Here is a 25,817-nt window from a genome sequence, read left to right on the forward strand (position 1 = left end):
GGGTCAGCGGCAGGGATTCGACCCGGTCCGGGCCGATGCGGTGTGCGGCGGAGGTGTTGGAGGTGCCGAAGTCGACCGCCAGGACCCAACTCATCTTTCGCTTTCCCTCTCGGAGTTCTGATCTGCCACGCCCTGCCGGCGCGACAACGGTGCGGAGCCTATAGCGCGCCGGATGTCGTCCGCAGGATCGGTTGTCGCCCGCCGCTTATCGCTGCTGCGCGCAGCGCGACGGCGGAACCTTCACAGCCACCTCGACGAACCGCAGGATGTCCGGCCCGAGGCGCCACCCGGGTCGCACCGTCGCGTCGATCGTGTTCTCGTCGGCCGGTGAGGACGCCGGGACGAGCGAGACCGCGCGATGCAGCGTCGGATCGAACGCAATGCCGGGTGGCGCATCGAGACGTTCGACGCCGAGCGCGGCCAGACGCTCGACCACTACGCCACGTTCCCGATCGTCGGCGGCCACATCCGCCGCCGCGATGAGATCGTCGATGTTCTCACCGGTCACCATGGTGTGTGCCCCTTTGCACTCGGGTCGGATCGGCTCAGGCCGGATCGACGATGCCGTCAGCGGACGTGTAGCTCTCGTCGGCCATACCGTCACCGTCGCTGTCGACGGAGACCGTCGCGTTGTACTCCTCGTCGAACGTGACGACGGTGTCGATCTGCCCGTCGCCGTCGGTGTCGCTCTCCACCTGGTACGTCCGGAAATCGGCGGTCTCGTAGCGGACCGTGTCGAACGACCCGTCGAGATCGGTGTCCCCGTATACCACCCGGTTTCCGTCGGCGAGCTCGACCTCGACCGATTCCACGACGCCGTCACCGTTCAGGTCGTTCGCGGTCTGCACGACACCGTCCGGGGTGACTGTGGTCGACGACAGCTCGCCGTCCCGCGGTGCGTCGACCGTGCCGTAGCCGGTGTGGATCCGATCCTGCGCGTTCGGCGAGTCCGGGGACGGCACCGGAACGGAGCTCGGTTGCGGCGCAGCAGGTTCGGATCCGGGGAGGGACTCGGGCGAGCGCAGCTGGTCGGTCAGCGAATCCAGCGGAGGTGCAGATGGTTCGGATTCCGTTGCGGCCGTTCCGGGTTGCGTCCGCAGTCCCTCGGCCAGGGACCCCAGCGAGGCCGACGGCGGTACTGCCGGGATCGGATCGGAATCGGCCGGGACGGAAGAGCTTCCGGCGCCGGATGCGGTGTCGAGTGCGGACAGGTCCACGCCGAACGGATCGGTCGAAGCGGCCACGGGGAACTCCTCGGATTCGGATGGGTCGGGGTGTGTCAGACCAGGTCGGAGTGGTCCCCGCCCGAGGACGCACCGGAATCGAACGCGCTGGTGTCGACGTAGTCGTCGGCGACTCCGTCCCCGTCGAAGTCGACCGCGCCGGTGTGCAGGTCCACCGTCGCGTCGACCGCACCGTCTGCGTCCAGGTCGAAGACGGCTTCGTCGAAGGTACCGTCACCGTCGATGTCGACGGCGTTGGCGTCGACGAGGCCGTCGCCGTCGGTGTCCATCCCGATCAGATCGACGGTGCCGTCGGCGTCGAGGTCGACGAGTCCGGTGTCGGCGATGCCGTCACCGTCGGTGTCGTACTCCTGGACGAGGGCGCCGTCGGGATCGGTGAACTCGTCGAGCAGGACCGGCCGGCCGGCGCCGAGGCTGTCGGTCGAGGTGGAGCCCGTGCTGACCGCGTTGCTGTTCGAGGCGGAGGCCGACGACGCGCTGTCGGACGAATCGGAGGCGGACGAGCGGTTTCCGTAGGAGGAATCCGAGCCGGAGGCCGCCGAGGAACCGTAGGACGAGTCCGAGCTGGAGGAGCCGGAGGTCTCGTACCGCTCGTACCGCTCATAGGACTCGTAGCTGGTCGAGCCTTCCTGAGCGGCCGAGGACGAGCCGTAGGAGGCGTCGCTGTCGAAGGACGAGTTGTTGCCGTAGGAGGAGTCCGAGCGGTCGCTCGTCGTGGACTGCGAGTCCTGGCGGCTCGCGGTGCTCGAGCCGATGACGTCGGAGAAGGATTCGCGGTTCGCCATGTCGGTGCTGCCTTTCGCTCGTCGGGTGCTGCAGATAAGAGGGAGCGGGCCGCGGGAAGGTTCCGGTGCAGCGCCGACTTTTTCGCCGCGACCGCGTTCGGGTGGGGAAACCGCAGCTGGCACCGGGTCGACACAGTCGGGAATGTGACGCGGATCACCTCAGGGATCTTGGCGGTCGGATTGTTTCGCAACGGTCGGGAACATTCCGGATGTCCCGCGCATCGAACCCGAGACGTGAATGCGACCGCGTTCATCCGTACGACTGCACCAGGGTGTCCGTGCGGACCCTGCACAGCGGGGTCACGTGTGGCATCGGGAAAGGGGGGAGCGATGACCGGGAAACAGGATCCGTCGTTGTGGGAGATGCTCGGCCTGGATCGCAACGACACGATCCCCGTGTTGCTGGAGGAGTTGTGGGATCGCATCCTCGAGATCGCCACGGATCCGGACACTCCGGAAATCGGCCTCGATCTGATTCCCGACGACGACATCGACAACATCGGTGACGACGACCTCGGCGCCGACTCGATTCTGCTCGGCGACGACACCGACACGGACCCGCTCGGTCCGCACGGCGACTACGGCTGGACCGTCGTCGAAGACCTCGACCACGACGGCCTCGATCCGGGTGATCACGACCCCACGCTCGACCCCGGGCCGGGTGGCGACGACCTGAGCTTCTGACCTGGCACGGCCCGGGACCCACCGGCCGGGCTTCTGCGACCCGTGCAGGGACTCGGTAGCGTCGTGTCATGAATTTCGAGGAGGGTTCACCGCCCGGACCTGCACACGTCACCCGGTCGACACTCGCCGCTGCGCTTGCGACGGCCGTCTCCCTGGCCCTCCTCGCCCTTGTCGCCGTCCCGCTCAGGGACTCCGTCTATCGCGCGGTCGCCGGCACGATCGGGCCCTCACCCCTCGCACCGCTCGCCGCCGTCGTCGCGGAGAAGGGACCCCTCGTCCTGGTCGCGACGTTCGCGGTCCTGGCCGTCCGGACGTGGCAGCGTGATCGCCGGGCCTTCGGGACGCTCGTCGCCGGCGGAGCCGGTGCGGTCGTCGCGTACCTGACCAGTGAGGCCGTGAAACTGGTCATCACCGAACCCCGTCCGTGCCGGGCGTCGAACGTGACCACGGTCCTCGAGTGCCCTGCGATCGGGGACTGGTCGTGGCCGTCGAACCATTCGGTGATCGCCGCGTCCCTCGCGACCGCCTGCATTCTCGCGGTACCCCGCATCTTCTGGTTCGCGGCGCCCGTCGCTGTACTCCTCGGTTTCTCCCGTCTCATGGTGGGCGTGCACTACGCGCACGACGTGCTGTCCGGCTTCGCTCTCGGGGTCCTGATCGTGACGACGGCGATCGTCGTGTTGCGGCCCGTCGTCGATCGGGTGTTCACCGTGCCGCGGGAACCCGAGCGGGTCCCCTGACGCTTCGGTCGCCGGGAAGTGCTAAGCCGCGCGCGAATTCCGGTGTCCGGTTAGCATGAGCGCTCGTCGTAGGTCTGGGGGGGACGCATGGTGCGTGCGCTGATCGTGGGATTGTCGTCGGCTCTGGCAGCCGGGGTGCTGGTCGGTGTCGTGTCACGAATCCTGATGCGTGCGGCCACTCTTGCGGTCGGGGGAGAGCCGGGCTTCTCGTGGGGCGGGTCGCTGTTCATCGTGCTGCTCTATGCGGCTGCAATGGTTCCCGGCGGTCTGCTGGCCGCCACCGGGCATCGCTATCGGTGGCTGTCGGCGGCCGGGGTGCTGTTCCTGTTCGTGCCTGCGACCGGCATTGCGAGCGAGGAACTCACGAATCTCGACCACCTGAGCACGCTGCGCCTGTGTCTCGTGGGGGTGCTGGGCTTGTCGATCTATGCGAGTCTGGTGGTGCTGCCGTTCGTCACGGTCCTGATGTTGCGGCGCCTCGAGCGAATCTTCGGGTCGCCCCGACGTTTTCCCGACCCCGTGCCGGTCGGGATGCAAAGATGACGTCGCCAAACCGAAACGGTCGCGAGGAGCCACGGATGGAGCCCATCGTCGAGACAACGCTGGGGCGGGTGCGTGGGACGACCAGCAGCGGAATTTCCGTGTTCAAGGGGATCCCCTACGCGGCCCCGCCGTTCGGCGATCTGCGGTTCGCGGCGCCCGCACCCGCACAGCCCTGGGACGGGGTGCGGGACGCGTTCGAGTTCGGTCCGACCGCGCCGAAACCGCCCTACCGTCCGCCGCTGGACCGGCTGCTGTCGGAGGTCTCGATTCCGGGCGAGGACATCCTCACCCTCAACATCTGGACGCCCGACCTCGAAATGTCGTTGCCGGTGCTCGTGTGGATCCATGGTGGTGCATTCGTCCACGGCAGCAGCGCGGTGCCGCTCTACGACGGCGGTGCGTTCGCGCGCGACGGTGTGGTGTTCGTGTCGATCAACTACCGGCTCGGCGCCGAAGGCTTCGCGTACCTCGAGGGCGCTCCGGCGAACCGGGGTCTGCTCGATCAGGTCGCGGCGCTGCGCTGGGTGCGCGAGAACATCGCCGCCTTCGGTGGCAACCCGGACCTGGTGACCGTCGCCGGCGAGTCGGCGGGGGCGATGAGCGTGATGTCGCTGGTGGCGATGCCGGATGCCGAGGGCCTGTTCCGGCGCGCGATCGCGCAGAGCGGCGCGGGGCACTCCGCGATGTCCCTTGCCACGGCCAAGCGGATCTCCGCGGCGCTCGCGGAGGACCTGGGGGTCGAACCGACCCACGACGGCTTCGCGGGCATCGACCCCGCCGACCTGGTGGAGGCGCAGGAGGCGCTGGCCCGCCGGATCCTCGCCGAGCCCGACCCGCAGCAGTGGGGCGAGGTGGCCGCCGACTCGATGCCGTTCGAACCGTGTGTCGACGGGGCGGTGCTGCCCGGGCGGCCGATCGACCGGATCGTGGCCGGCGCGTCGTCCGACGTCGATGTCCTGATCGGAACGAACGCCGACGAGTACAGCCTGTTCCTCGTGCCGGGTGGTGTCGATCAGGGCATCGACGAGAACGTGCTGCGGATGATGGTGGGCGCGTACGGACTCGACGTGGAGGCCGCCCTCGCCGCCTACCGGGAGTCGCGGCCGGATGCGACGCCGGGTCAGTTGATGACCGCGGTCCTCGGTGACTGGATGTTCCTCATCCCGGCGCTGCGTGTCGCGGAGGCACGCACGGTGCAGCTCCTGTCCACCTACGTGTATCGGTTCGAGTGGCCGTCGAGCCTGTTCGAGGGCCGGTTGGGGGCGACCCATGCGCTAGAGCTCGGTTTCACGTTCGACAACCTCGCGGCCGACGGCGCCCAGCGGCTCACCGGACCGCATCCGCCGCAGGTGCTGGCCGACGACATGCACCGGGCGTGGGTGTCGTTCGTGAGCACGGGCGGGCCCGGCTGGAGTCCGTACGGCGAGTCCCGCACGGTGATGTGTTTCGGCGCGGAGTCCGGGCAGCTGGAGGATCCGGGCGCCGACATGCGCGTGCTCTGGGAGGGAATCCGGTAGGCCGTACCCGGAAGCCGAGCCCACAAACTTAGGTGTGACTCACTTCACGGGTCATCAGGTTCCGTCGTCGGGAGGGCACCTGTTACCGTATCGATACCGCTGACCGCAGCTGAATCAATCGCTGCGGTCAGTTGTTATTTGAGTGGTATTTTTCGTCAGATCCCCGTTGTCGCACGCGGATACGCGGCCTCGACGTCGGTCAGCACGTTGATCAGATACGGAACGTCCGCCGCGAAACCCCGATCCAGCGCCGGCCCGATCTGCCGTGGGTCACGGACCAGTTCACCGACCGCACCGAGTGCCGTCGCCACCTCGTCGTACCGGGTCTCCGGCGCCAGATCTGCGGCGACGTCGTAGCCGTACAGCAACCGCATGGGTCCCTTCTCCAGCCCCCACGCCGAGTTGTTGCCGACGACGATCACCACCGGCAGCTTGTGCCGGACGAGTGTGTCGACGTCCATCAGCGACAGGCCGGCGGCGCCGTCGCCGAGCAACAGGACCACCTGGCTCGACGGGCGCGCGATGCGCGCGGCGATCGCCGCGCCCAGGCCGGCGCCGAGGCACCCGTACGGGCCCGGATCGAGCCACTGGCCGGGCCGCTTCGGCTCGACGAATTTGCCTGCGAACGAGACGAAGTCGCCGCCGTCGCCGATGACGACCGCGTCGTCGGCCAGTCGCGGCAGCAGCTCGCCGTAGACGCGGGCCGGGTGGATCGGGTCGGAATCTGCGCCGAGCAACACCGCATCCCGGGCCGTCGCCGCGTCGACCTCGCTGCGCAGCAGGTTCACCCAGTCGTCGGTGTGGGGCCGGGCGGGCAGTGCGGCGAGGATTCCGTCCAGGCACGAGGTGAGGTCGCCGGACGCCGAGCCCGCGAGGCTCGCGTGCGCCGACACCTGCCCCGGGCTGTCGGCGATGTGAACGACCTGCGCGTCGGGTGCCCCGTCCCGACCCCCGAAGCGGCCGTAACCGAGCCGGAAATCCAACGGCGTTCCGACGACGATCGCCAGATCGCAGGTGCCGACGGCGGTCCCGCGCGCCTTCGTCACCAGCAGCGGGTGCCCGCCGGGGACCGTGCCGCGACCCATGCCGTTGGTGATGGCGGGGACCTGGAGTTCCTCGACGAACCGCAGCGCGGCCGCCTCGGCTCCGTCCGCCCACACGTCGGTGCCGAACACCACGAGCGGTCGTGACGCGGCGGCCAGCAGGACGGCGATCTCGGCCAGCGAATCGGGGTCGGGATCGAGCCGAACATGTTGGGGCGAAGCTATTTTCGTCGTAGTGCGGCTGAACAGTTCGTCCATGGGGAAATCGACGAACGCCGGTCCGCGATGCGACGAACCGGCCGCGGTGAATGCGGCGTCCACGGTCGGGACGATCCGGTCGACGGTGCGCGCGGTCTCGGACAGCTTCGTGACGGTGTGCAGCAGCGGCGGCTGGTCGAGTTCCTGCAGGCTGCCCGTTCCCCAGCGGGCGTTGGGTGCGCGTCCGCCGAGCACCACCAGGGGCGATCCGGAGAAGTGCGCCTGGGTGACGGCGCTGATGCCGTTCGTGACTCCCGGGCCCGCGGTGAGGACCGCGAGCCCGGGGTGGCGTTCGAGTTTCCCGGTGGCCTCCGCGGCGAACACCGCGGTCTGCTCGTGTCGGACATCGATCAGCCGCATCGGCGACTCGCCCTTGACGACGGCGTCGTACAGCGGGAACACGTGTGCGCCGGACAGGGTGAACATCGTCCGGACACCATGGGCGTGGGCCACCGCCGCGGCGAGATCGCCGCCGTGTCCCTCGATTCCGTCGCGTCCCTCGATTTCACCGTGTCTCTCGGTTTCCGGGGCCATGCCGGAAGGCTACGGGCGCATCCGGCACGGCGCGGCCGATTTCGGGGGAACACGGAGGCTGCTCGTTCGGGTCACCACCCGGGGAGGGCCGGCAACACACGCGGGGGAGTGGCGCTGGTGTCGGTGTCGGTTCTCTCCGTCTGGATGCTGCGACCCCACGCCTGGCACCGCTCCCGGGTGCCGGCCGGGTCGGCGGCGAAGTCGACGGTCCATCCGGATCCGGTGAACAGATCGGTCGCGGGGGACTGCCATTGTCGTTGGCTCGACGTCTGTTTCGAATCCGCCGCCGCGTCCGCCGCCGCCGGTTCGATGGCTTCCGCGGGCGACGCGGTTCGCGCGAACCGGACGACGGCCTCGATCTCCGGCGTCTTCGTGAAGTGATATCGCCCGTCGGGCCACTTCTCCGCGAGCTCGGACCGCTCCGTGCACACGGCAGCCTCGAAACCGGCGCCGGTCGGTGTGATGGACAGGACGTGCGCGCGGAGCGTCCCGACGGGCTGCCGGTCCGGCAGCGGTGTGATCATGCCCGCGGAGGCGGGATCGAGTGCTGCCGCGAATCCGGGATAGGAGTTCTCGATGCCCACGTAGCGGGCGACGAACCTGGCTTCCTCGGCGGCGCGCACGAGCTTGCCGTATTCGTCCTGCAGGTAGACGCCGGGCTCTGCCGACCACACGACGGTCGCGCCCTGGATCTGCTCGGGCGGCCGATACTGCTCGGCCGCCTCGGCCGGTGCCGCGTCCCCGGGTTCGCCACCCGAGCAGGACACCCCCATCAGGGATGCGCCCACCGCGAGCGTCGCGCAGCCCGTCATCCGGCGGAGCGACCGCCCCCGGCGCGCTGGTGTGGACTTCGATCTGTCCATTCGACCCCTCCCGACATCGCAGTTGGATTACTCGGGGGGATTGGACGCATCGGCGAACCGAATGGTTCCGCGCGCCGGCCGGATTTTTTCGGCGGTCGTCCGGGGGCTCCTCAGGCGAACCGCGCCGCACCGGCGAGGATCGCGTCGCGGATGCCGGTCGCGCGGTGCGCGGTGCCGATCCGGCTCACAAGGTGCGAGGCCGTCACCAGCCGCTGGGTGCGGCGGCGACGCTCGCGGTCGTAGCGGCGGAGCGCGTCCGGCACCGGATGCCGGGTGAGCAGGGTCGCGAGCGTGGCTCCGTCGACCATCGCCTCGCACGCGCCGCGTCCCAGGTTCGGTGCCATGGCGTGTGCGGCGTCGCCGATCAGTGCGACGGTGCCGCGCACGTAGGACGGCAGCCTCGGCGACTCGTACAGGTCGTGATGGAGCACCGTGCCCGGCTCGACGCGGTCGAGCACGTCGCGCACCGCGGGATGCCAGTGCCGGTAACGCTCGCGCACGTCGTCGAGGCCACCGGTGGATCCGGCAGGGGCGCGGACGGCGGCGAACCAGTTGGTGAGGTCGCCGTCGCGCGGGGTGATGCCGAAGAGCGCGCCCGGCCCCCAGCTTTCGCTCGTGTCGTCGGTGGTACCGGCCACCCAGCCGCGCCACGCGGTCAGCCCGGTGTACACGGGCCGGTATGCGTCCCCGAACAGAAGGTCGCGGGTGGGACTGCCGATGCCGTCCGCGGCGATCACGACGTCGTAGCCGGTGAGGTCGCCGGGTGCGGGCGCCGGCCGGCCGAAACGGATCGTTCCGGACGGAACGCCGCCCGCGAGGAGACCGAGCAGGGCCGGACGCGAGAGCAGCACCGCGGGTCGGCGGATCCCCTCGAACCGCGCGATGACCCGTCCGTCCCACCGGCGGAACGTCCCCGACGTCTGCAGCACACCCTGCGACTCCGCGGCGCCGCCGAGGCCCGCGGTCTCCAGGGCGTCGAGGGCCTCGGGCCACAGCCCCAGCGCGGTGCCGGTTTCCGGTAGCGCGGCGGAGCGTTCGAACACGTCGACGTGCCAGCCGTGGCGCAGGAGGGTGTTCGCGGCGGTGAGACCGCCGATGCCGCCGCCCAGTACCGCTGCTTTCCCGCTTCTCGGAGTGGTCATGGCCCGACCGTACTACGCCTGTAGTGCCCTGTCACTACTGTTGTAGTGCCGGGGTGTAATGTCACGGCGTGTCCGACAAACGCAGCACCGTCCTCGACGCGGCGATCGACCTGCTCGGCAGGGAAGGGATGCGCGGCCTGACCCACCGGGGTGTGGACGCGACCGCGGGTGTCCCGGCCGGCTCGACGTCCAATTACTTCCGCACCCGGCGCGCACTGCTCGAAGGCGTGCTCGACCGGCTCGTCGACCGCGACCGTGCCGACGCGGCCGCGTTGGTCGGGCCGGCGCCGCGGACCGCCGACGAACTCCTGGAGCTGCTGGTCGGCTACGTGCTCACCGCGACCGGACCCGACGTGGTGCGCACCCGGGCCCGCTACGCGCTGTTCGTCGAGGCGGCCTCGGTCGCGGAGTTGCGCGCGGCGGTGCAGCTGCGGCGCGACGAACTGCGGGCCTGGGGAACGGGCATGCTCACGGCGTTGGGAGTCGGGACCGACGACGCCGAGCTGTTCGCGCGGGTGCTCATGGACTATCTCGACGGGGTGATCCTGCATCGGCTCACATCGGACGACGACTCCGACCCGCGCGAGGGCATCCGCCGGGTGCTCGGGTCGCTGTTGTGAGCGGTGGTTCTGCTCCGTTTCGTCGTGTCACCGCCGCGCTACGGCCGTGTTAACGAAACATCACCGCAGCTCAGGGGATAGGTAGGTCAGCCTTCCTTGCATTACACCCGCATTGTTGACATATCGTCTGTCCGAGACGGTGGACGCACAACGTCCCCACCGGCCGGAAGTTCCAGGGCCCGAGCTGCCGAAAAAAAGGCACCCGCATCGTCGCGGAAGGGCGGATACTGACGGTTATCGGTGCCGATCCACCTCGTGTCGGTACTTGCTCAGAGCAAGTAGATGGCCATCAGCGCTGCTGGTCGTCGGTGCTATCACATGCAACGAAGGCTAGGTATGAAGCATCTTCCCGGGCCTCAAGGGCTCTACCACCCGGCGAACGAGCACGACTCCTGCGGCGTCGCTTTCGTCGTCGATATGCACGGCCGTAAGAGCCGTGACATCGTCTCCAAGGCGATCACCGCGCTCGTGAACCTGGAGCACCGCGGCGCCGCGGGCGCGGAAACGAATACCGGCGACGGTGCCGGCATTCTCATCCAGGTCCCGGACCGGTACTTCCGTGAAGTCGTCGACTTCGAGCTGCCCGAAGCCGGTGCGTACGCGACCGGTATCGCGTTCCTGCCCCAGGACGCTGCTGCAGCCGACGCCGCGCAGGCGGCCGTCGACAAGATCGTCGCGGAGGAGGGCCTCGAGGTCCTCGGCTGGCGCGAGGTCCCCGTCGACGACTCGGACCTGGGCTCGATGGCCAAGTCCGCCATGCCGACGTTCCGGCAGATCTTCATCGCCTCCGGCGCCCGCACCCTCACCGGGCTCGAGCTCGAGCGCCGCGCCTACGTCGTGCGCAAGCGCACCGAGCACGAACTCGGCAACGAGGGTCCCGGCGAGGACGGTCCCGGCAGCGAGACCGTGTACTTCCCGAGCCTGTCGCCGTCGACGTTCGTCTACAAAGGCATGCTCACCACCCCGCAGCTCGAGGGCTTCTACCTCGACCTGCAGGACGAGCGTGTCGAGTCGGCCCTGGGCCTGGTGCACTCGCGCTTCTCCACCAACACGTTCCCGTCGTGGCCGCTGGCGCATCCGTTCCGCCGCGTCGCGCACAACGGTGAGATCAACACCGTCACGGGCAACGCGAACTGGATGCGTGCCCGCGAGGCGCTCATCGAGTCCGAGATCTTCGGTGGCCGGGACAAGCTCGACAAGATCTTCCCGATCTGCACCGAAGGCGCGTCCGACACCGCGCGTTTCGACGAGGTGCTCGAGATGCTGCACCTCGGCGGCCGCAGCCTCCCGCACGCCGTGCTCATGATGATCCCCGAGGCGTGGGAACGCCACGAGAGCATGGATCCGAAGCGCAAGGCGTTCTACGAGTACCACTCGGCGCTCATGGAGCCGTGGGACGGCCCGGCGTCGGTGTGCTTCACCGACGGCACCGTCGTCGGCGCCGTGCTCGACCGCAACGGCCTGCGTCCGTCCCGCGTGTGGGTCACCGACGACGGCCTCGTCGTCATGGCCTCCGAGGTCGGCGTGCTCGACATCGCGCCGGAGAAGGTCGTGCGCAAGATGCGCATGCAGCCGGGCCGCATGTTCCTCGTCGACACCGCGCAGGGTCGCATCATCGACGACAACGAGATCAAGGACGAGCTCGCGTCCGAGCACCCCTACCAGGAGTGGATCGACCAGGGCATCGCCCGGCTCGAGGATCTGCCGCCGAGCAAGTACACCTACATGTCGCACGAGCGTGTCGTGCTGCGTCAGCAGGTCTTCGGCTACACCAACGAAGAGGTCAACCTCCTCGTCAAGCCGATGGCCGCCACCGGTGGCGAAGCCCTCGGCTCGATGGGCACCGACACCCCGATCGCGGTGCTGTCGTCGCGTCCGCGGATGCTGTTCGACTTCTTCCAGCAGCTGTTCGCCCAGGTGACCAACCCGCCGCTCGACGCCATCCGCGAGGAGATCGTCACGAGCCTCGGCGGCATGCTCGGCCCCGAGGGCGACCTGCTGAACCCGACCGCCGACTCGTGCCGTCAGATCCTGGTGTCCGCACCCGTGATCGACAACGACGACCTGCAGAAGCTCATCCACGTCAACGACGACGGGCAGTTCCCGGGCTTCAACAGCGTCATCATCCGCGGCCTCTACAAGGTCGCCGACGGCGGCGAGGGCCTGAAGGCCGCGCTCGACTCGATCCGCAGCCAGGTGTCGGAGGCGATCGCGGGCGGTGCCCGCCTGATCGTGCTCTCGGACCGCGAGTCCGACGAGACGATGGCCCCGATCCCGTCGCTGCTGCTCACCTCCGCGGTGCACCACCACCTCGTCCGCGAGAAGACCCGCACCCAGGCGGGCCTGCTCGTCGAGGCCGGCGACGCCCGCGAGGTGCACCACATCGCCGCGCTGTGCGGTTTCGGTGCCGCCGTGGTCAACCCGTACATGGCGTTCGAGACGATCGACGAGCTGCTGCAGAACGGTGACCTGCCCGAGGGCATGACCCTCGAGAAGGCGATCAAGAACTACATCAAGGCCGCCTCGAAGGGTGTGCTGAAGGTGATGTCCAAGATGGGCATCTCCACGCTCGCGTCCTACACCGGTGCGCAGCTGTTCCAGGTGATCGGCCTGTCCCAGGAACTCGTCGACGAGTACTTCACCGGCCTGCAGTCGCAGCTCGGCGGTGTCGGCCTCGACGAGATCGCACACGACGTCGCGGTCCGGCATGCTGCCGCGTTCCTGGATCGCCCGTCCGAGCACGCGCATCGTGAGCTCGAGGTCGGCGGCGAGTACCAGTGGCGCCGCGAGGGCGAGTACCACCTGTTCAACCCGGACACGGTGTTCAAGCTCCAGCACGCCACCCGCACCGGCCAGTACTCGATCTTCAAGGAGTACACCCGGCTCGTCGACGACCAGTCGAAGCAGCTGGCGTCGCTGCGCGGCCTGTTCGAGTTCCGCAAGGGCCTGCGCCCGGCGGTGCCGATCGAGGAGGTCGAATCGGCCGCCGAGATCGTCAAGCGGTTCTCGACCGGCGCGATGAGCTACGGCTCCATCTCCGCCGAGGCCCACGAGACCCTCGCGATCGCCATGAACCGTCTCGGCGCCCGCTCCAACTCCGGTGAGGGCGGCGAGGATCCGGCGCGCTTCACGCCGGACGAGAACGGCGACTGGCGGCGCTCCGCCATCAAGCAGGTCGCGTCCGGTCGCTTCGGTGTCACCGCGCACTACCTGACCAACTGCACCGACATCCAGATCAAGATGGCGCAGGGTGCCAAGCCCGGTGAGGGCGGCCAGCTTCCGCCGCACAAGGTGTACCCGTGGGTCGCCGAGGTGCGCGGTTCGACGCCGGGCGTCGGCCTGATCTCGCCGCCGCCGCACCACGACATCTACTCGATCGAGGATCTCGCGCAGCTGATCCACGACCTGAAGAACGCCAACCCGAAGGCCCGGATCCACGTGAAGCTGGTGTCCGAGCTCGGTGTCGGCACCGTCGCCGCGGGTGTCTCCAAGGCGCATGCCGACGTGGTGCTCATCTCCGGTCACGACGGCGGCACCGGTGCCTCCCCGCTGACCTCGCTCAAGCACGCGGGTGCGCCGTGGGAGATCGGCCTGGCCGAGACCCAGCAGACGCTGATGCTCAACGGTCTGCGCGACCGCATCGTCGTGCAGGTCGACGGCCAGATGAAGACCGGCCGTGACGTGATGATCGCGGCGCTGCTCGGTGGTGAGGAGTTCGGTTTCGCGACCGCTCCGCTGGTGGTGTCCGGCTGCATCATGATGCGCGTGTGCCATCTCGACACCTGCCCCGTCGGTGTGGCGACGCAGAACCCGGTGCTGCGCAAGCGATTCACCGGCAAGCCGGAGTTCGTCGAGAACTTCATGCTCTTCATCGCCGAGGAGGTGCGTGAGCTGCTCGCCGAGCTGGGCTTTCGCACTCTCGACGAGGCGATCGGCCAGGTCGAGTTCCTCGACACCACGAAGGCCGTCGAGCACTACCGGGCGTCGAAGCTGGACCTGTCGCCGCTGCTGACCAAGGTCACCTCGCCGATCTTCCCGGAGCAGGACCTGCACTGCACCAAGCAGCAGGACCACGCTCTGGACAAGGCGCTCGACAACGAGCTGATCGCCAAGGCGCAGCCCGCGCTGGAGAGCGGCGAGAAGGTCGTCATCGAGACGCAGGTGACCAACGTCAACCGCACCGTCGGCACCATGCTCGGCCACGAGGTCACCAAGGTGTACGGCGGAGAGGGCCTGCCGGACAACACGATCGACATCACCCTCACCGGTTCGGCCGGTAACAGCTTCGGTGCGTTCGTGCCCAAGGGCATCACGCTCCGGCTGTTCGGCGATGCCAACGACTTCGTCGGCAAGGGCCTGTCGGGTGGCCGCATCATCGTGCGCCCGCCGCACACCGCCGCACCGGGATTCGTCGCCGAGGACAACATCGTCGCCGGCAACGTCATCCTGTTCGGTGCCACCGGTGGCGAGGTGCTCATCCGCGGTATCGCGGGCGAGCGGTTCGCGGTCCGCAACTCGGGTGCCACGGCCGTCGTCGAAGGCGTCGGCGACCACGGCTGCGAGTACATGACCGGCGGTAAGGTCGTCATCCTCGGCAAGACGGGCCGCAACTTCGGTGCGGGTATGTCCGGCGGTGTCGCGTTCGTGTACAACCCCGATCGCGATTTCGAGGACAACCTCAATACAGAACTTGTCGATCTCGAAGACCTCGAGGGCGAGGACTTCGCCTGGCTCAAGGGTGTCATCGAGCGGCATCGTGACGAGACGGGCTCCGAGGTCGCAGCCCGCATCCTGGCCGACTGGTCGCAGCAGGTCAGCCATTTCGCGAAGGCCATGCCTCGCGATTACAAGAAGGTACTCATGGCAATCAAGGACGCCACCATTCGTGGTGCGAACGTTGACGAGGCGATCATGGAGGCGGCTCGTGGGTGATCCAAGCGGCTTCCTCAAGCACGGTTCGCGTGAAACGCCGGTTCGCCGGCCGGTTCCGCTGCGGCTCCTCGACTGGAAGGAGGTGTACGAGCCTTTCTCTCGTGACACCCTCCAGGTCCAGGCGAGCCGCTGCATGGACTGCGGTATTCCCTTCTGCCACAACGGTTGTCCTCTCGGGAACCTGATTCCCGAGTGGAACGACCTGGTGTACAAGGGCAAGTGGAACGACGGCATCGAGCGTCTGCACGCCACCAACAACTTCCCGGAATTCACCGGGCGGCTGTGCCCGGCCCCCTGCGAGGCGTCGTGCGTCCTGGGCATCAACCAGGACCCGGTGACCATCAAGCAGGTCGAGGTCGAGCTCATCGAGAAGGCGTTCGAGGACAACCGCGTCGTCCCCGTTCCGCCGTCGAAGCTGACCGGCAAGAAGGTCGCGGTCGTCGGTTCCGGTCCCGCGGGTCTGGCTGCAGCGCAGCAGCTCACCCGCGCCGGCCACACCGTGACGGTGTTCGAGCGCGAGGACCGCATCGGCGGCCTCCTCCGCTACGGCATCCCGGAATTCAAGATGGAGAAGCGCTTCATCGACCGCCGTCTGGCGCAGATGGAGGCCGAGGGCACCATCTTCAAGCCGGGCGTGAACGTGGGCGTGGACATCAGCGCCGACGATCTGCGCGAGCAGTTCGACGCGGTGGTCCTCGCCGGCGGCTCCACCGTCGCCCGCGACCTGCCGATCCCGGGTCGCGAACTCGACGGCATCCATCAGGCGATGGAGTTCCTGCCGCAGGCGAACCGGGTGCAGCTCGGCGACGCGATCACCGACGCGAACGGCCTGCCGCCCATCAACGCGAAGGGCAAGAAGGTCGTCATCATCGGCGGTGGCGACACCGGCGCCGACTGCCTGGGCACCTCGCACCGCCAGGGCGCGGTAAGCGTGCACCAGTTCGAGATCATGCCGCGTCCGCCGGAGCAGCGCGCCGAATCGACGCCGTGGCCGACCTACCCGCTGATGTACCGGGTGTCGTCCGCGCACGAGGAGGGCGGCGAGCGCGTGTTCTCCGTCAACACCGAGGAATTCGTCGGTGTCGACGGCAAGGTCACGGCCCTCAAGGCGCACGAGGTGAAGATGGTCGCCGGGCGCTTCGAGAAGGTCGAAGGCACGGATTTCGAGCTCGAGGCCGACCTGGTTCTTCTCGCGATGGGCTTCGTCGGCCCGGAGAAGCCGGGCCTGCTCACCGATCTCGGGGTGGACTTCAACGAGCGCGGCAACGTCGCCCGCTCGACCGAGTGGTCCACCAACGTCGACGGCGTGTTCGTCGCCGGCGACATGGGCCGCGGTCAGTCCCTGATCGTCTGGGCCATCGCAGAGGGCCGCTCCTGCGCGGCGGCGGTCGATCGGTACCTCGAGGGAGCAACGGCGCTTCCCGCACCGATCACCACCAGCACGATGCCGCAGCGCTGAGGTAGCAACTCGCCGATCAGGGCGCGTACCCGGGAATCCCGGGGACGCGCCCTGATCGTTTTGCAGGCCGTTCGGTCACCGGGCCGTTATCCTCGAGCGCATGACCGAGAGGCACAGGATCACGAAGCGGTCACTGTCGGGTGCGGTGACCCTGCTCGGTGCGGCGGCCGTGGCCGTGGTCACCGGTGCGCCCGCCTCGGCCGACGCCGCCGATCCGACCTCCGGCGATTGCGTGCAGAACCTCGGCGGACCGGTGGTCGTGGACGGCGGCGACCCGGTCGCACCGATCTCCCGATTCGAGGACTTCCGCCTCCTCGGACTCGACGGCGGCGCCGGTAACGCGTGCATCACGAACCTGGGACCCGGCACGGTCTCGGTGACGCGACCGGTGGGACGCGTCGACGGCCGCACCACCGTTTCCGCGGCGCCGGTCGAGATGCGGGTCGACGGTGGTGTCGGCAACGTCGCGGTCACCAACGTGGGTGTGGGCGCGGTGACGGTGAACCGCCGCTGGATCGCCCCGGGCCCTGCCGCGGTGCACGAACCTGCGCCCGAAGGGATTCCGGAACTGATTCTCGACGCCGGGCGCGGTGGCGTGTTCGTCACGAACATCGGCGCCGGCTCGGTGACGGTTGCGGACTGGAACGCCGCCGACGGGCCGCTGCCCGCGGAGATCCCCGCGCCGCCCGGCATGGTCGTGACCGACCCGATCACCGGCAACGTCTATGTCACGAACCTGTTCGGCCCGGCCGTCACGGTCGTGCACCGGGCGGGCGCCCAGGCCCGCGTCGTCGACCGCAGCGTCGTGGGGAACACCCTCGACTACGGAACCGGGAACGTGTTCGTCACGAACATCGGAGGAGGTCCGGTAACCGTAATCCGCGAATGACATTCCGGGTCACGTCGTGTTCACGGCCGTGACATGTCGGGTCGGGACAATCGGCCCGAACTCAGCGAACGAGTCGACAGGGGGAGCCGCGTTGAGGCTGAATCGAATGTTGACGATGCTGACGGCAGCAGTGGGAACCGTGCTGGCGTCGGTCATGACAGGACCTGTGGCACAAGCAGATCCGGGGTGGTGTCCGACGCTGAACGTCGTCGCGGTGCCGGGGACGTGGGAGACGTCCAGCACTCCGGATCCGGCGCGCGGCAACGGCATGCTCGCCGCCGTCACCACCGGCCTGCCCCCGGGCACGCGTGTCGACTACGTGCAGTATCCGGCGACCGCGTTCCCGTGGGAAGGCGACGTGTACGCCGCGTCCCGTCAGCGTGCCGTCGACAATGCGCGCGGTCTGATCGCGGCGACCGCCGCGCAGTGCGCCTCCACCCGCTTCGCTCTCGTCGGCTACAGCCAGGGTGCCGACGCCGCAGGCGATCTCGCCGCGGAGATCGGGACGGGACTCGGGGTGGTGCCGCCGCACCGGCTCGTCGCGGTCGGGTTGCTCTCGGATCCGCGACGTTCCGAAACCGACATCCTGGTCGGCCCGCCGGTCGCCGGTAACGGTGCCGGAGGCGCCCGCCTCGGCGGCTTCGGATTCGTGACCCCGAACGTGCGGACGATCTGCGCGGTCGGCGACCTGTACTGCTCGACACCGAAGGACGACTTCGTCACGCGCCTGGCGGGTTTCCTCGCGGTCGCGGCCGGCAGCAACCCGGATCGTTTCGGCGACTACCAGCGCCAGGCGGAGGGCCTGTACAACGACATCATGTCCGCGGGCGGGCTCCCGACCCTGCAGTTGCAGATCACCCCCGAGGCCAACGACGAGCGTGAGGACGAGATCCGCCGGTTCTTCGAATCGCAGGTGCACCAGGACTACGGCACCTACGTTGTCGACGGCCGCGGCACGACCGCGACCACCTGGTTGCGGAACTGGCTCGCAGAAAAGGCGTAGTGCGGCTCCGCCGCCCGTGTGCCTTTGTGGCGGCTCCGACCGCCACAAAGGCACACCACCTCAGTCGATTTCGAACCGCGAACCGACCCGCATCGCACGCGGGGCGAGGCGGCTGATCCACTTACGGGCCTTGGCCTCCGGTGCGACCGTCACGATCGGCTGATTGTGGCGGACCGCCGCGACCATGGCGTTCGCGACCCGCTCGGGTGGGACGCCGAGTTTGCGGTATATCGCGGACGTCCGCGAGCGCCGTGCCTTCCGGACTTCCGGGTTGGGCTCGACGAACTCGATGCTGCGGTTGAAGTTCGTCGAGACCAGGCTCGGGCACACCGCGGTCACACCGATGCCGTATTCGAGCAGTTCGGCGCGGAGACAGTCGGAGAGCATCAGCACCGCAGCCTTGCTCGTGGCATACGCGGCGATGCGCTTCTGCGGCATGAACGCCGCCGCGGACGACACGTTCACGATGTGCCCGCCGGTGCCGCGTTCGATCATCTGCTTCGCGAACACGCGGCTCCCGTAGACGACGCCCCAGAAGTTGACGTCCATGATGTGCTCGAACACTTCCTGCGGCGTGTCGACGAACGATCCGATCAAGCCCAGTCCGGCGTTGTTGACGAGGATGTCCGGCACGCCGTGACGCTCACGGACCTTCCGGGCGAACTCCTGGACCTGCTCCTCGTCGGTCACGTCGACGAGGTAGGCGTGGGCGCCGCCGCCGAACACCGCCGCGGCACCCCCGGCCCGCGGGTCCGGGGTGTTCACGAGTTCGACGGTCTCGCGCGCGGCGTCGAGGTCGACGTCGGCGACGACGACGATCGCCCCGGCCGCCGAGAACGCCTGCGCGGCGGCCCGGCCGATGCCGCTGCCGCCGCCCGTGACCACGACGAGAGTCCCGGTCAGATCACGCAGGCGCAGGTGCAGGGCCGCGCCTTTGCGCCAGCGTCGGATCTGGGACGTACGCGGTGTCATGTGTCCATCTTCCCGTGGCCGGCGGATCTTGGCAGGCGTGACGGAAAGCTGCGCGGTTTCCGGACCACAGGGGCATCAGGACCGCAGGGAAGACGAAAGCACCGGCAGTCGCGTGGACTGCCGGTGCTTTCGTTCACCGACGCTCGGGGCGGGTGCGACCCGCCGACGTCAGCGGTTGTCGTCGTATCGCGGTGGTGCCCCGAGGTCCATCGGGCCGCTCCGGAACTGGTCCTGCTGCGTTCCGGGCTGCGACGGCCACTGCGCCCCCGGCGGCATCGGCTGCTGATGCTGGGCCGGTTGCTGATGCTGTGCCGCCTGCTGCTGGGCCCACGCGGTGGCCTGATCGACGTGCCGTGCAGGCTCGTCCGGCGACCGCAGGCGTCGCGGGCGCTCCGCCATCGGTTCGGGAGTGCTCTGCTGCACGTCGGTGAGCAGGGACGCGGGGAAGTAGATCGACGCGGTGATGCCCGCGTTCGTCTCCGAATCGAAGGTCGGACGCAGACGCACGCTGATGCCGTTGCGGGCCGCGAGGCGACCCACCACGAACAGACCCATCTGACGCGGTGCGTGGATCTCGGCGCTGTCACCGGCGGCGAGACGCGAATTGATCTCGTTGAGGATCTCCGGGGAGGCGCCGATACCGCAGTCGGCGATCTCGAGCAGCAGACCGCCACCGACCGCGGCGGAGAACTCGAACGTGACGGTGCTGTTCGGCGGAGAGGCCCGCAGCGCGTTGTCCACGAGTTCCGCCAGCAGGTGGACGACGTCGGAGACCGCGCTGCCGACGAGGTACCCGTGCGGGGTGTTGCCGATCCGCACCCGCTGGTAGTTCTCGACCTGGGAGACCGCACCGCGCAGAACGTCGCCGAGCGGAGCGGGGGCGCTGCGGGTACGGGGACGGGTGCCGGAGAGCACGAGCAGCGAGTCGCCGGTGCGTCGCATGCGCGCGGCGAGGTGGTCGAGCGCGAACAGGCTCTGCAGCCGGACCGGGTCCTTCTCCTCGTACTCGAGCGAGTCGATGAGCGACAGCTGTTGCTCGACGAGCGTCTTGTTCCGCCTCGCAAGGGTTTCGAGCATCGTGGAAATCTGCTGCCGCAGATGCGCCTGCTCACCGGCGAGCCGCAGCGCCTCGGAGTTCATCGAGTCCACGGCGCGGGCGAGCTGACCGAACTCCTCGTCGGTGTGCACATCGATCGGTGCGAGTTCCACAGAGGTGACGTCCGCGCCGTCCTTGACCGCGGCGATGGCGGCGGGCAGTTCGTGGTTGGCGGCGCCGAGCACGCCGTCGCGCAGGCGGCGCATCGGGACGGACAGCGTCCGTGCCACGAGCAGGGCGACGGCGAGCGCGATCGCGAGGATCGCGGCGACGATGATGCTGTCGCGGATGGCCGCGGTCCGTGCGTCGGAGGTGAGCCGGTCCAGGGTGGCGGTGATGCGGGCCGTGGCTGCGGCGTTGGTCTCCTGGTACGGCACGTACGCGGCGACCATCGAGTCGCGCAGTTCCACGCCGGCCTCGCGGCTGGGCACGAAATCGGTGATCAGCGCCCGTTTCTGCGCCACGTTCGCGAGCATGGTCTCGACCTGGCCGGTGTCGAGCGAGGTTCCCTGCAGCAGGCCGAGCGTCGACTCCTCGATGTTGAGGGCATTGAGGGCGGTGAGGCGCGCTGCCTCGGGGTTGGTGGCGAAGACCGCGAGCGAGGTCATCTGGTCGAGCATGGTCCGCTGCGAGTTCCACGCGGTGAGCATGTTCGTGCCGTCCGTGAGGACCTCGGTGTTCTCGGTGAGGTCGAGCAGCGTGCGGAAAGTCGCTTCACAGCGGATCAGGAAGTCGATCGTGCGCTTCTTCAACTCGTCCGGGGCCATGGTGCCGCCCTGGATCGTGTTGTAGAGCGTCTCACCGTCCTCGAGGAGCCCGCCCAGCTTCTCGCTGATTCTCGGATCGAAGTCACCGGCGGCTGCGAGGTTCCGAACGTTCGACATGGCCCCGGTGACCTGCTCGGGGGTGATGCCGACCGTCGCGAGGCCGAGGCTCGCCGCAGTGGAGGAGCTGACGACGACGTTGGAGAAGTCGAACAGGCCGGGGATCACGGCGACCTGGTCGGACAGTGATTCGAAGCGGCGTGCTTCGTCGAGCTGTGTCGACACGCGCAGCGCACCGAGCGCGACGGCTGCGAGGAGAGGAATCGCGAGCACGACGGCGAGCTTGTACGACAAGCGCCAGTTCATCAGGCTGAGGGAGCGGCTCTTTCGTTGCCCCATTGATTGCGTCATCCTTCCCCGGGGGATGCGTCTCGGGTAGGCAGTGGGCGCACCCTTCGGCATGTCAGGTGCTCGTTATACAGGATGACAATGCCTGTTGTACATACGATTTATAGGTTCGCTTACGGCGACCTCGCAGAATCCCGTTCTGGCGCAGTGGCGTCCGTCACAGTAGCTCACACCCGGAGCGGTCTCGTTGATCGACGCCGCGCGGCGGGCTCCGTTGCGGGAGACCAGGACCCGGGTCACCGAGGTGTACTCGAGGGGAAACTCGAGCGGTCGCGCGAGACCGAGGATGTCCTGGAGCACGGCATTGACGACACCCCCGTGCGCGAACACCGCGACCGTGTCCTCGTGTTCGCACGCGCCGACGATCCGGTCCACCCCGCTCAGGACGCGGGCGCGGAAGGCTTCCTCGTCGACGAATTCGGGCAGCAGCCCCGCACGGATCCGTTCGAAGGCCGCGGGTGCGAGCTCGCGGGCGTCGTCGAACGGGATGTAGTGGTCGAGGTCGTAGTCGTACTCGGCGAGGTCGACGATCTGCTCGACCGGGAGGTCGCGTTCGACCGCGAGGGGGCCGGCGGTTTCGAGTGCCCGGCGTTGCGGGCTGCTGAAGATCCGGCGGATGCGGTAGGGCGCGAGGGCGTCGGGGAGGCGGGCGGCCTGGACCCGTCCCTCTTCGGCGAGCGCCGGGTCGGCGCGGCCTTCGGTGACCCGGCTGAGTACGGGAAGAGCGTGGCGAATCAGAAGCAACTGCACACAGCCACAGTGCCACGAGGGCCGAGCGATCGCTCGGTGAGGTCGGTGTTTCACGTGAAACCGACGATCACCGTCCGCGGGGTTTGGCGAGCGGGAAGGCCAGCGATTCGCGGATGCTGCCGCCGGTGATGAGCATGACGATGCGGTCCACGCCCATGCCCAGCCCGCCGGTCGGGGGCATCGCGTGCTCGAGTGCCTGGAGGAAGTCCTCGTCCAGCTCCATGGCCTCCTCGTCGCCACCCGCCGCGAGCAGTGACTGCTCGGTGAGCCGGGCCCGCTGATCGATCGGGTCTGTCAGCTCGCTGTAGGCGGTGCCCAGTTCGATGCCCCACGCGACGAGATCCCATTTCGCGGCCACTCCGGGCTTCGTGGGGTGCGGCCGGGTCAACGGCGAGACCGACGTCGGGAAGTCGGTGTAGAAGGTCGGGAATTCGGTGCGGGACTCGACGAGATGCTCGTACATCTCCTGCGCGGTGGCGCCGGCGTCCCACGCCGGGTTGTAGGGGATCTCGCGGTCGTCGCACAGCCGTCGCAGTTCCTCCACCGGCGTGCTCGCGTCGATTTCGACGCCGAGCGCCTCCGAGATCGCCCCGTGGAAGGTCTTCACCGGCCACTCTCCGGAGATGTCGATCTCCACCGGCTTCCCGTCCGGACCGGGCCGGACCAGGATCTCGCGACCGTGCGCCGCGACCGCGGCGTGCTGGACGAGCTCGCGTGCCATCACCCGCATCTGCTCGTAGTCGCTGTGCGCCTCGTACGCCTCGAGGATCGTGAACTCGGGATTGTGCTTGAAATCCGCGCCCTCGTTGCGGAACACCCGGCCGATTTCGAAGACCTTCTCCATGCCCGCGACGCACAACCGCTTGAGATACAGCTCCGGGGCGATCCGCAGATACAGGTCCAGGTCGTAGGCGTTGATGTGGGTGACGAACGGCGCGGCGTTGGCACCGCCGTGCACCGACTGCAGGATCGGGGTCTCCACCTCCAGGTAGCCGCGCGCGGCGAGTTGGTCGCGCAGGGACCGCACGACGGCACTGCGCGCGGTCAGCAGCCGCCGCGCGCCGGGATTGATCGCGAGGTCGACGTAGCGCTGCCGCACCCGTGCCTCGGGGTCGACGAGCCCGCGCCACTTGTCGGGCAGCGGATGCAGGCACTTGCCGTCGAGGCGCCAGTCGTCGACGAGCAGCGCGACGTCCCCGCTGCGGCTGCGTCCCATCGTCCCGCTGACCTCGACGAGGTCGCCGAGGTCGAACCTGAACCTGCGGCCGCCGACGGCGCCCCGCTCGACGAGGAGCTGGACGTCGCCCGACCAGTCCCGCAGCACCGCGAACAGCACCCCGCCGAAGTCGCGGATCCGCAGCAACCGGCCCGCGACGCGAACCGCCGTTCCGACGGGTGCGTCGTGGGCGGCGACCGCGGTGTGGGTGGGGCGCACGGCCACCGGATACGGATCGATGCCCGCGTCGGCCAGCGGCGCGAGTTTCGCCATGCGCACCCGGACCTGCTCGGGGCGCCTGGGCCCGACGGGCGCGGCGGCGACCGGGGGAGCAGCGACGTCGGCGGCAGTGGTGGGGGCACTGCCGTCGTCGTGCAGTGTCCCGGATTCGGCGAGCGCGGCCGGGGCGTGGTCGTGGGTGCCGGTGTGGTGCGCGGCCTTCTGTCGCCGGAAGCTGGGGACGGTGAGGAAACCCTCGGCGATCGCGGAGGCGATGCCCACGCGGGGAAGCTCCCGGTTCTCACGGAAACACAGGTACCGGGGCGCCCACTGCGGACGGTACTTCAGGTTGGAGCGGTACAGGGCCTCGAGCTGCCACCAGCGGGAGAAGAACAGCAGGATCGACCGCCACAGGCGCAGGATCGGACCCGCCCCGATCTGCGACCCTTCCTCGAACACCGACCGGAACACCGCGAAGTTCAACGAGATTCGGGTGACACCGAATTCGTTGCCGTGCGTGGCCAGTTCCGACACCATCAGCTCCACCACGCCGTTCGGGGCGGAGGGGTTGCGCCGCATCAGGTCCAGCGAGATGCCGTCGGTGCCCCACGGCACCAGCGACAGCAGCGCGACGGTCTCGCCGTGGATGTGCGCCTCGACGAGCAGGCAGTTGCCGTCGAGGGGGTCACCGAGCCGGCCGAGCGCCATGGAGAAGCCGCGTTCGGTCTCGGTGTCGCGCCACTCGTCCGCCAGCCGGATCACTTCGGCCATTTCGTCCGCCGTCAGATCGCGGTGCCGCCGGATCCGCACCGCCACGCCCTGTTTCCGCGCGCGGCCGACGGCCTGGCGGACGGGCCGCATTTCCCGGCCGGAGAGCGTGAATTCCGAAGTGTGCAGGATCGCTTCGTCGCCGAGTTCGAGCACCGACAGCCCGGCTCGGTTGTATGCCGTCGCTCCGGCTCGACTCGCTCCCATCACCGCCGGCGCCCAGCCGTAGCCGCGGGCCAGGGCGAGCCATTCGTCGATCGCGTGCGGCCAGGCCTCGGGGTTGCCGATGGGGTCACCGCTGGCCAGGCACACCCCGACCTCGACGCGATAGGTGACGGCGGCCTTCCCGCTCGGGGCGAACACCACGGCCTTGTCCCGCCGGGTCGCGAAGTAGCCGAGCGAATCGTCCCCGTCGCGGTCGAGCAGACCACGGATCGCGGATTCGTCGCTGCCGGTGAGCGCGTTCTCCGCGCGTTGCGAGCGGAACAGGACGACGACCGCCGCCAGCAGTGCCAGCGCGCCGAGCAGGCCCAGCAGGGTGTTGACGAAACCGTTTGGGCGACCGCTGAACTGGTCGTTGTCGAGGATGGTCAGCGCGGTCACGCGGTTGAACGCCCACAGCAGTCGTTCGTCGCCCGGCAGCGAGCCGGGGAACAGTTCGACCAGGCCCCAGCCGATCAGGGTCCCGAGGGCGAGTCCGCCGACGAGCACCGCGAGTGCCTTCCACACCGCTCCGGGCCGGACCCGCGTGTAGAACTGCGGGTATGCGGCGATGAGGATCGCGACGACGGCGAGATGCACGACGAGTGCGACGACTGCGTTCGGGTTGCGGTCGGTCACCGCGACCACGGCATTGTCGATCGTGAAGGCGATGAGGTAGACGGTCAGGATCCACCAGGCGATGCGTTTTCGTCCGGCCAGCGCCGCCGCGAGCAGACCGACGACCAGCGCGTACGAGAGACTGGTGTCCGGTGCGTCGAAGTAGTAGGTGTCGATGTACTCGCGCGGCACGTGGATCCAGTAGCGCAGGGTCGGCGAGATCGACCACAGGGCCACCAGTACGGCGAATACGCCCAGGACCGTTCCGGTTACGTGGGGGACAGAAGCGAGTCGCCCCCCGGCGGTCGCGGCGGGCAGTCGCGTGGAGACGGCCGGTGGGACGGTGACATCCGCAGGCATGATCACGACGTTAGCCGCGCTGCCGGAAGAGGGTTGTGAAACCAGAGGATTCGAGAGCACGAGCCGGGGTGGGGGGGGGGGGGGCCCCCCCCCCCGGGGGGTAACCGCGTTAACGGGCCGCGGGCAGAACCCGCTGCGGGCGGGCACCAGCATGACGAAGAACAGGAGGATTGAACCACCCGCCAGCCA

General features: G+C 68.8%; 20 protein-coding genes. 9 read left to right on the top strand and 11 right to left on the bottom strand.

The window, feature by feature from the left end; genetic code table 11:
• Positions 1-205: 205 nt before the first annotated feature.
• Genes ACWDTS_RS27500 through ACWDTS_RS27510 form a run of 3 tightly spaced genes read right to left on the bottom strand, consistent with a single transcriptional unit; the run spans position 206 to position 2,029 of the window.
• Complete coding sequence (locus ACWDTS_RS27500; RefSeq protein ID WP_450111623.1) at positions 206-511, bottom strand: nucleotide exchange factor GrpE; 306 nt, start codon at positions 509-511, stop codon at positions 206-208.
• A 34-nt stretch (positions 512-545) separates the two neighbouring features.
• On the bottom strand, positions 546-1,244 hold the full coding sequence (locus ACWDTS_RS27505; RefSeq protein WP_450111622.1) for a hypothetical protein: 699 nt from the start codon (positions 1,242-1,244) through the stop codon (positions 546-548).
• A 35-nt stretch (positions 1,245-1,279) separates the two neighbouring features.
• Positions 1,280-2,029 (bottom strand): hypothetical protein, encoded by a 750-nt coding sequence (locus ACWDTS_RS27510; RefSeq protein WP_450111621.1) that lies wholly within the window; start codon positions 2,027-2,029, stop codon positions 1,280-1,282.
• Positions 2,030-2,359: 330 nt separating this feature from the next.
• Between ACWDTS_RS27510 and ACWDTS_RS27515 the strand changes: the two genes are divergently transcribed.
• From ACWDTS_RS27515 to ACWDTS_RS27530, 4 genes are all read left to right on the top strand, one after another.
• Positions 2,360-2,713: a hypothetical protein gene (locus tag ACWDTS_RS27515; protein WP_248675576.1), complete on the top strand. Its 354-nt coding sequence runs from the start codon at positions 2,360-2,362 to the stop codon at positions 2,711-2,713.
• Between the two features lie 68 nt (positions 2,714-2,781).
• Positions 2,782-3,453 (top strand): phosphatase PAP2 family protein, encoded by a 672-nt coding sequence (locus ACWDTS_RS27520; protein ID WP_197257729.1) that lies wholly within the window; start codon positions 2,782-2,784, stop codon positions 3,451-3,453.
• A gap of 87 nt (positions 3,454-3,540) precedes the next feature.
• Entirely contained in the window at positions 3,541-3,996 is a 456-nt protein-coding gene (locus ACWDTS_RS27525; RefSeq protein WP_197257727.1) for a hypothetical protein, read from the top strand.
• A gap of 35 nt (positions 3,997-4,031) precedes the next feature.
• Positions 4,032-5,513 (top strand): carboxylesterase/lipase family protein, encoded by a 1,482-nt coding sequence (locus ACWDTS_RS27530; protein ID WP_248675574.1) that lies wholly within the window; start codon positions 4,032-4,034, stop codon positions 5,511-5,513.
• A 155-nt stretch (positions 5,514-5,668) separates the two neighbouring features.
• On the opposite strand, the gene ACWDTS_RS27535 is transcribed toward ACWDTS_RS27530, so the two are convergent.
• The 3 genes from ACWDTS_RS27535 to ACWDTS_RS27545 all read right to left on the bottom strand — a co-directional run bounded on the left by ACWDTS_RS27535 (position 5,669) and on the right by ACWDTS_RS27545 (position 9,353).
• Positions 5,669-7,348 carry an acetolactate synthase gene (locus tag ACWDTS_RS27535; RefSeq protein WP_248675573.1) on the bottom strand — a complete coding sequence of 560 codons (1,680 nt, stop codon included), beginning with the start codon at positions 7,346-7,348 and terminating at the stop codon, positions 5,669-5,671.
• Positions 7,349-7,419: 71 nt separating this feature from the next.
• Positions 7,420-8,211: a hypothetical protein gene (locus tag ACWDTS_RS27540; RefSeq protein WP_248675572.1), complete on the bottom strand. Its 792-nt coding sequence runs from the start codon at positions 8,209-8,211 to the stop codon at positions 7,420-7,422.
• Between the two features lie 110 nt (positions 8,212-8,321).
• Entirely contained in the window at positions 8,322-9,353 is a 1,032-nt protein-coding gene (locus ACWDTS_RS27545) for an FAD-dependent monooxygenase (protein WP_450111619.1), read from the bottom strand.
• Between the two features lie 68 nt (positions 9,354-9,421).
• On the opposite strand from ACWDTS_RS27545, the gene ACWDTS_RS27550 reads away from it, so the two are divergent.
• The 4 genes from ACWDTS_RS27550 to ACWDTS_RS27565 all read left to right on the top strand — a co-directional run bounded on the left by ACWDTS_RS27550 (position 9,422) and on the right by ACWDTS_RS27565 (position 17,253).
• Positions 9,422-9,973 carry a TetR/AcrR family transcriptional regulator gene (locus ACWDTS_RS27550; protein WP_450111618.1) on the top strand — a complete coding sequence of 184 codons (552 nt, stop codon included), beginning with the start codon at positions 9,422-9,424 and terminating at the stop codon, positions 9,971-9,973.
• A gap of 336 nt (positions 9,974-10,309) precedes the next feature.
• Entirely contained in the window at positions 10,310-14,905 is a 4,596-nt protein-coding gene (gene gltB / locus ACWDTS_RS27555) for a glutamate synthase large subunit (RefSeq protein ID WP_450111617.1), read from the top strand.
• Positions 14,898-16,364, top strand: a complete 1,467-nt coding sequence (locus ACWDTS_RS27560; protein ID WP_450111616.1) for a glutamate synthase subunit beta — start codon at positions 14,898-14,900, stop codon at positions 16,362-16,364. Before gltB ends, ACWDTS_RS27560 begins: the two co-directional genes overlap by 8 nt.
• Positions 16,365-16,464: 100 nt before the next feature.
• A complete protein-coding gene (locus ACWDTS_RS27565) occupies positions 16,465-17,253 on the top strand; it encodes a YncE family protein (RefSeq protein WP_197252331.1) in 789 nt (262 codons plus the stop codon).
• 9 nt (positions 17,254-17,262) lie between these two features.
• Here the strand turns inward: ACWDTS_RS27565 and ACWDTS_RS27570 are convergent, their stop codons facing one another.
• On the bottom strand, positions 17,263-17,409 hold the full coding sequence (locus ACWDTS_RS27570) for a hypothetical protein (protein ID WP_197252332.1): 147 nt from the start codon (positions 17,407-17,409) through the stop codon (positions 17,263-17,265).
• On the opposite strand from ACWDTS_RS27570, the gene ACWDTS_RS27575 reads away from it, so the two are divergent.
• Positions 17,408-18,256: a cutinase family protein gene (locus ACWDTS_RS27575; RefSeq protein ID WP_197252333.1), complete on the top strand. Its 849-nt coding sequence runs from the start codon at positions 17,408-17,410 to the stop codon at positions 18,254-18,256. The genes ACWDTS_RS27570 and ACWDTS_RS27575 overlap by 2 nt on opposite strands.
• Positions 18,257-18,316: 60 nt before the next feature.
• On the opposite strand, the gene ACWDTS_RS27580 is transcribed toward ACWDTS_RS27575, so the two are convergent.
• The 4 genes from ACWDTS_RS27580 to lysX form a co-directional block, all read right to left on the bottom strand.
• A complete protein-coding gene (locus tag ACWDTS_RS27580; RefSeq protein ID WP_197252334.1) occupies positions 18,317-19,228 on the bottom strand; it encodes an SDR family NAD(P)-dependent oxidoreductase in 912 nt (303 codons plus the stop codon).
• 168 nt (positions 19,229-19,396) lie between these two features.
• Entirely contained in the window at positions 19,397-21,487 is a 2,091-nt protein-coding gene (locus tag ACWDTS_RS27585; RefSeq protein WP_450111615.1) for a sensor histidine kinase, read from the bottom strand.
• A gap of 75 nt (positions 21,488-21,562) precedes the next feature.
• Positions 21,563-22,246, bottom strand: a complete 684-nt coding sequence (locus ACWDTS_RS27590) for a histidine phosphatase family protein (protein ID WP_450119421.1) — start codon at positions 22,244-22,246, stop codon at positions 21,563-21,565.
• Positions 22,247-22,313: 67 nt separating this feature from the next.
• Positions 22,314-25,628 (bottom strand): bifunctional lysylphosphatidylglycerol synthetase/lysine--tRNA ligase LysX, encoded by a 3,315-nt coding sequence (gene lysX / locus ACWDTS_RS27595; protein WP_450111613.1) that lies wholly within the window; start codon positions 25,626-25,628, stop codon positions 22,314-22,316.
• Between the last annotated feature and the right edge of the window lie 189 nt (positions 25,629-25,817).

The organism is Rhodococcus sp. NPDC003383 (assembly GCF_053589115.1).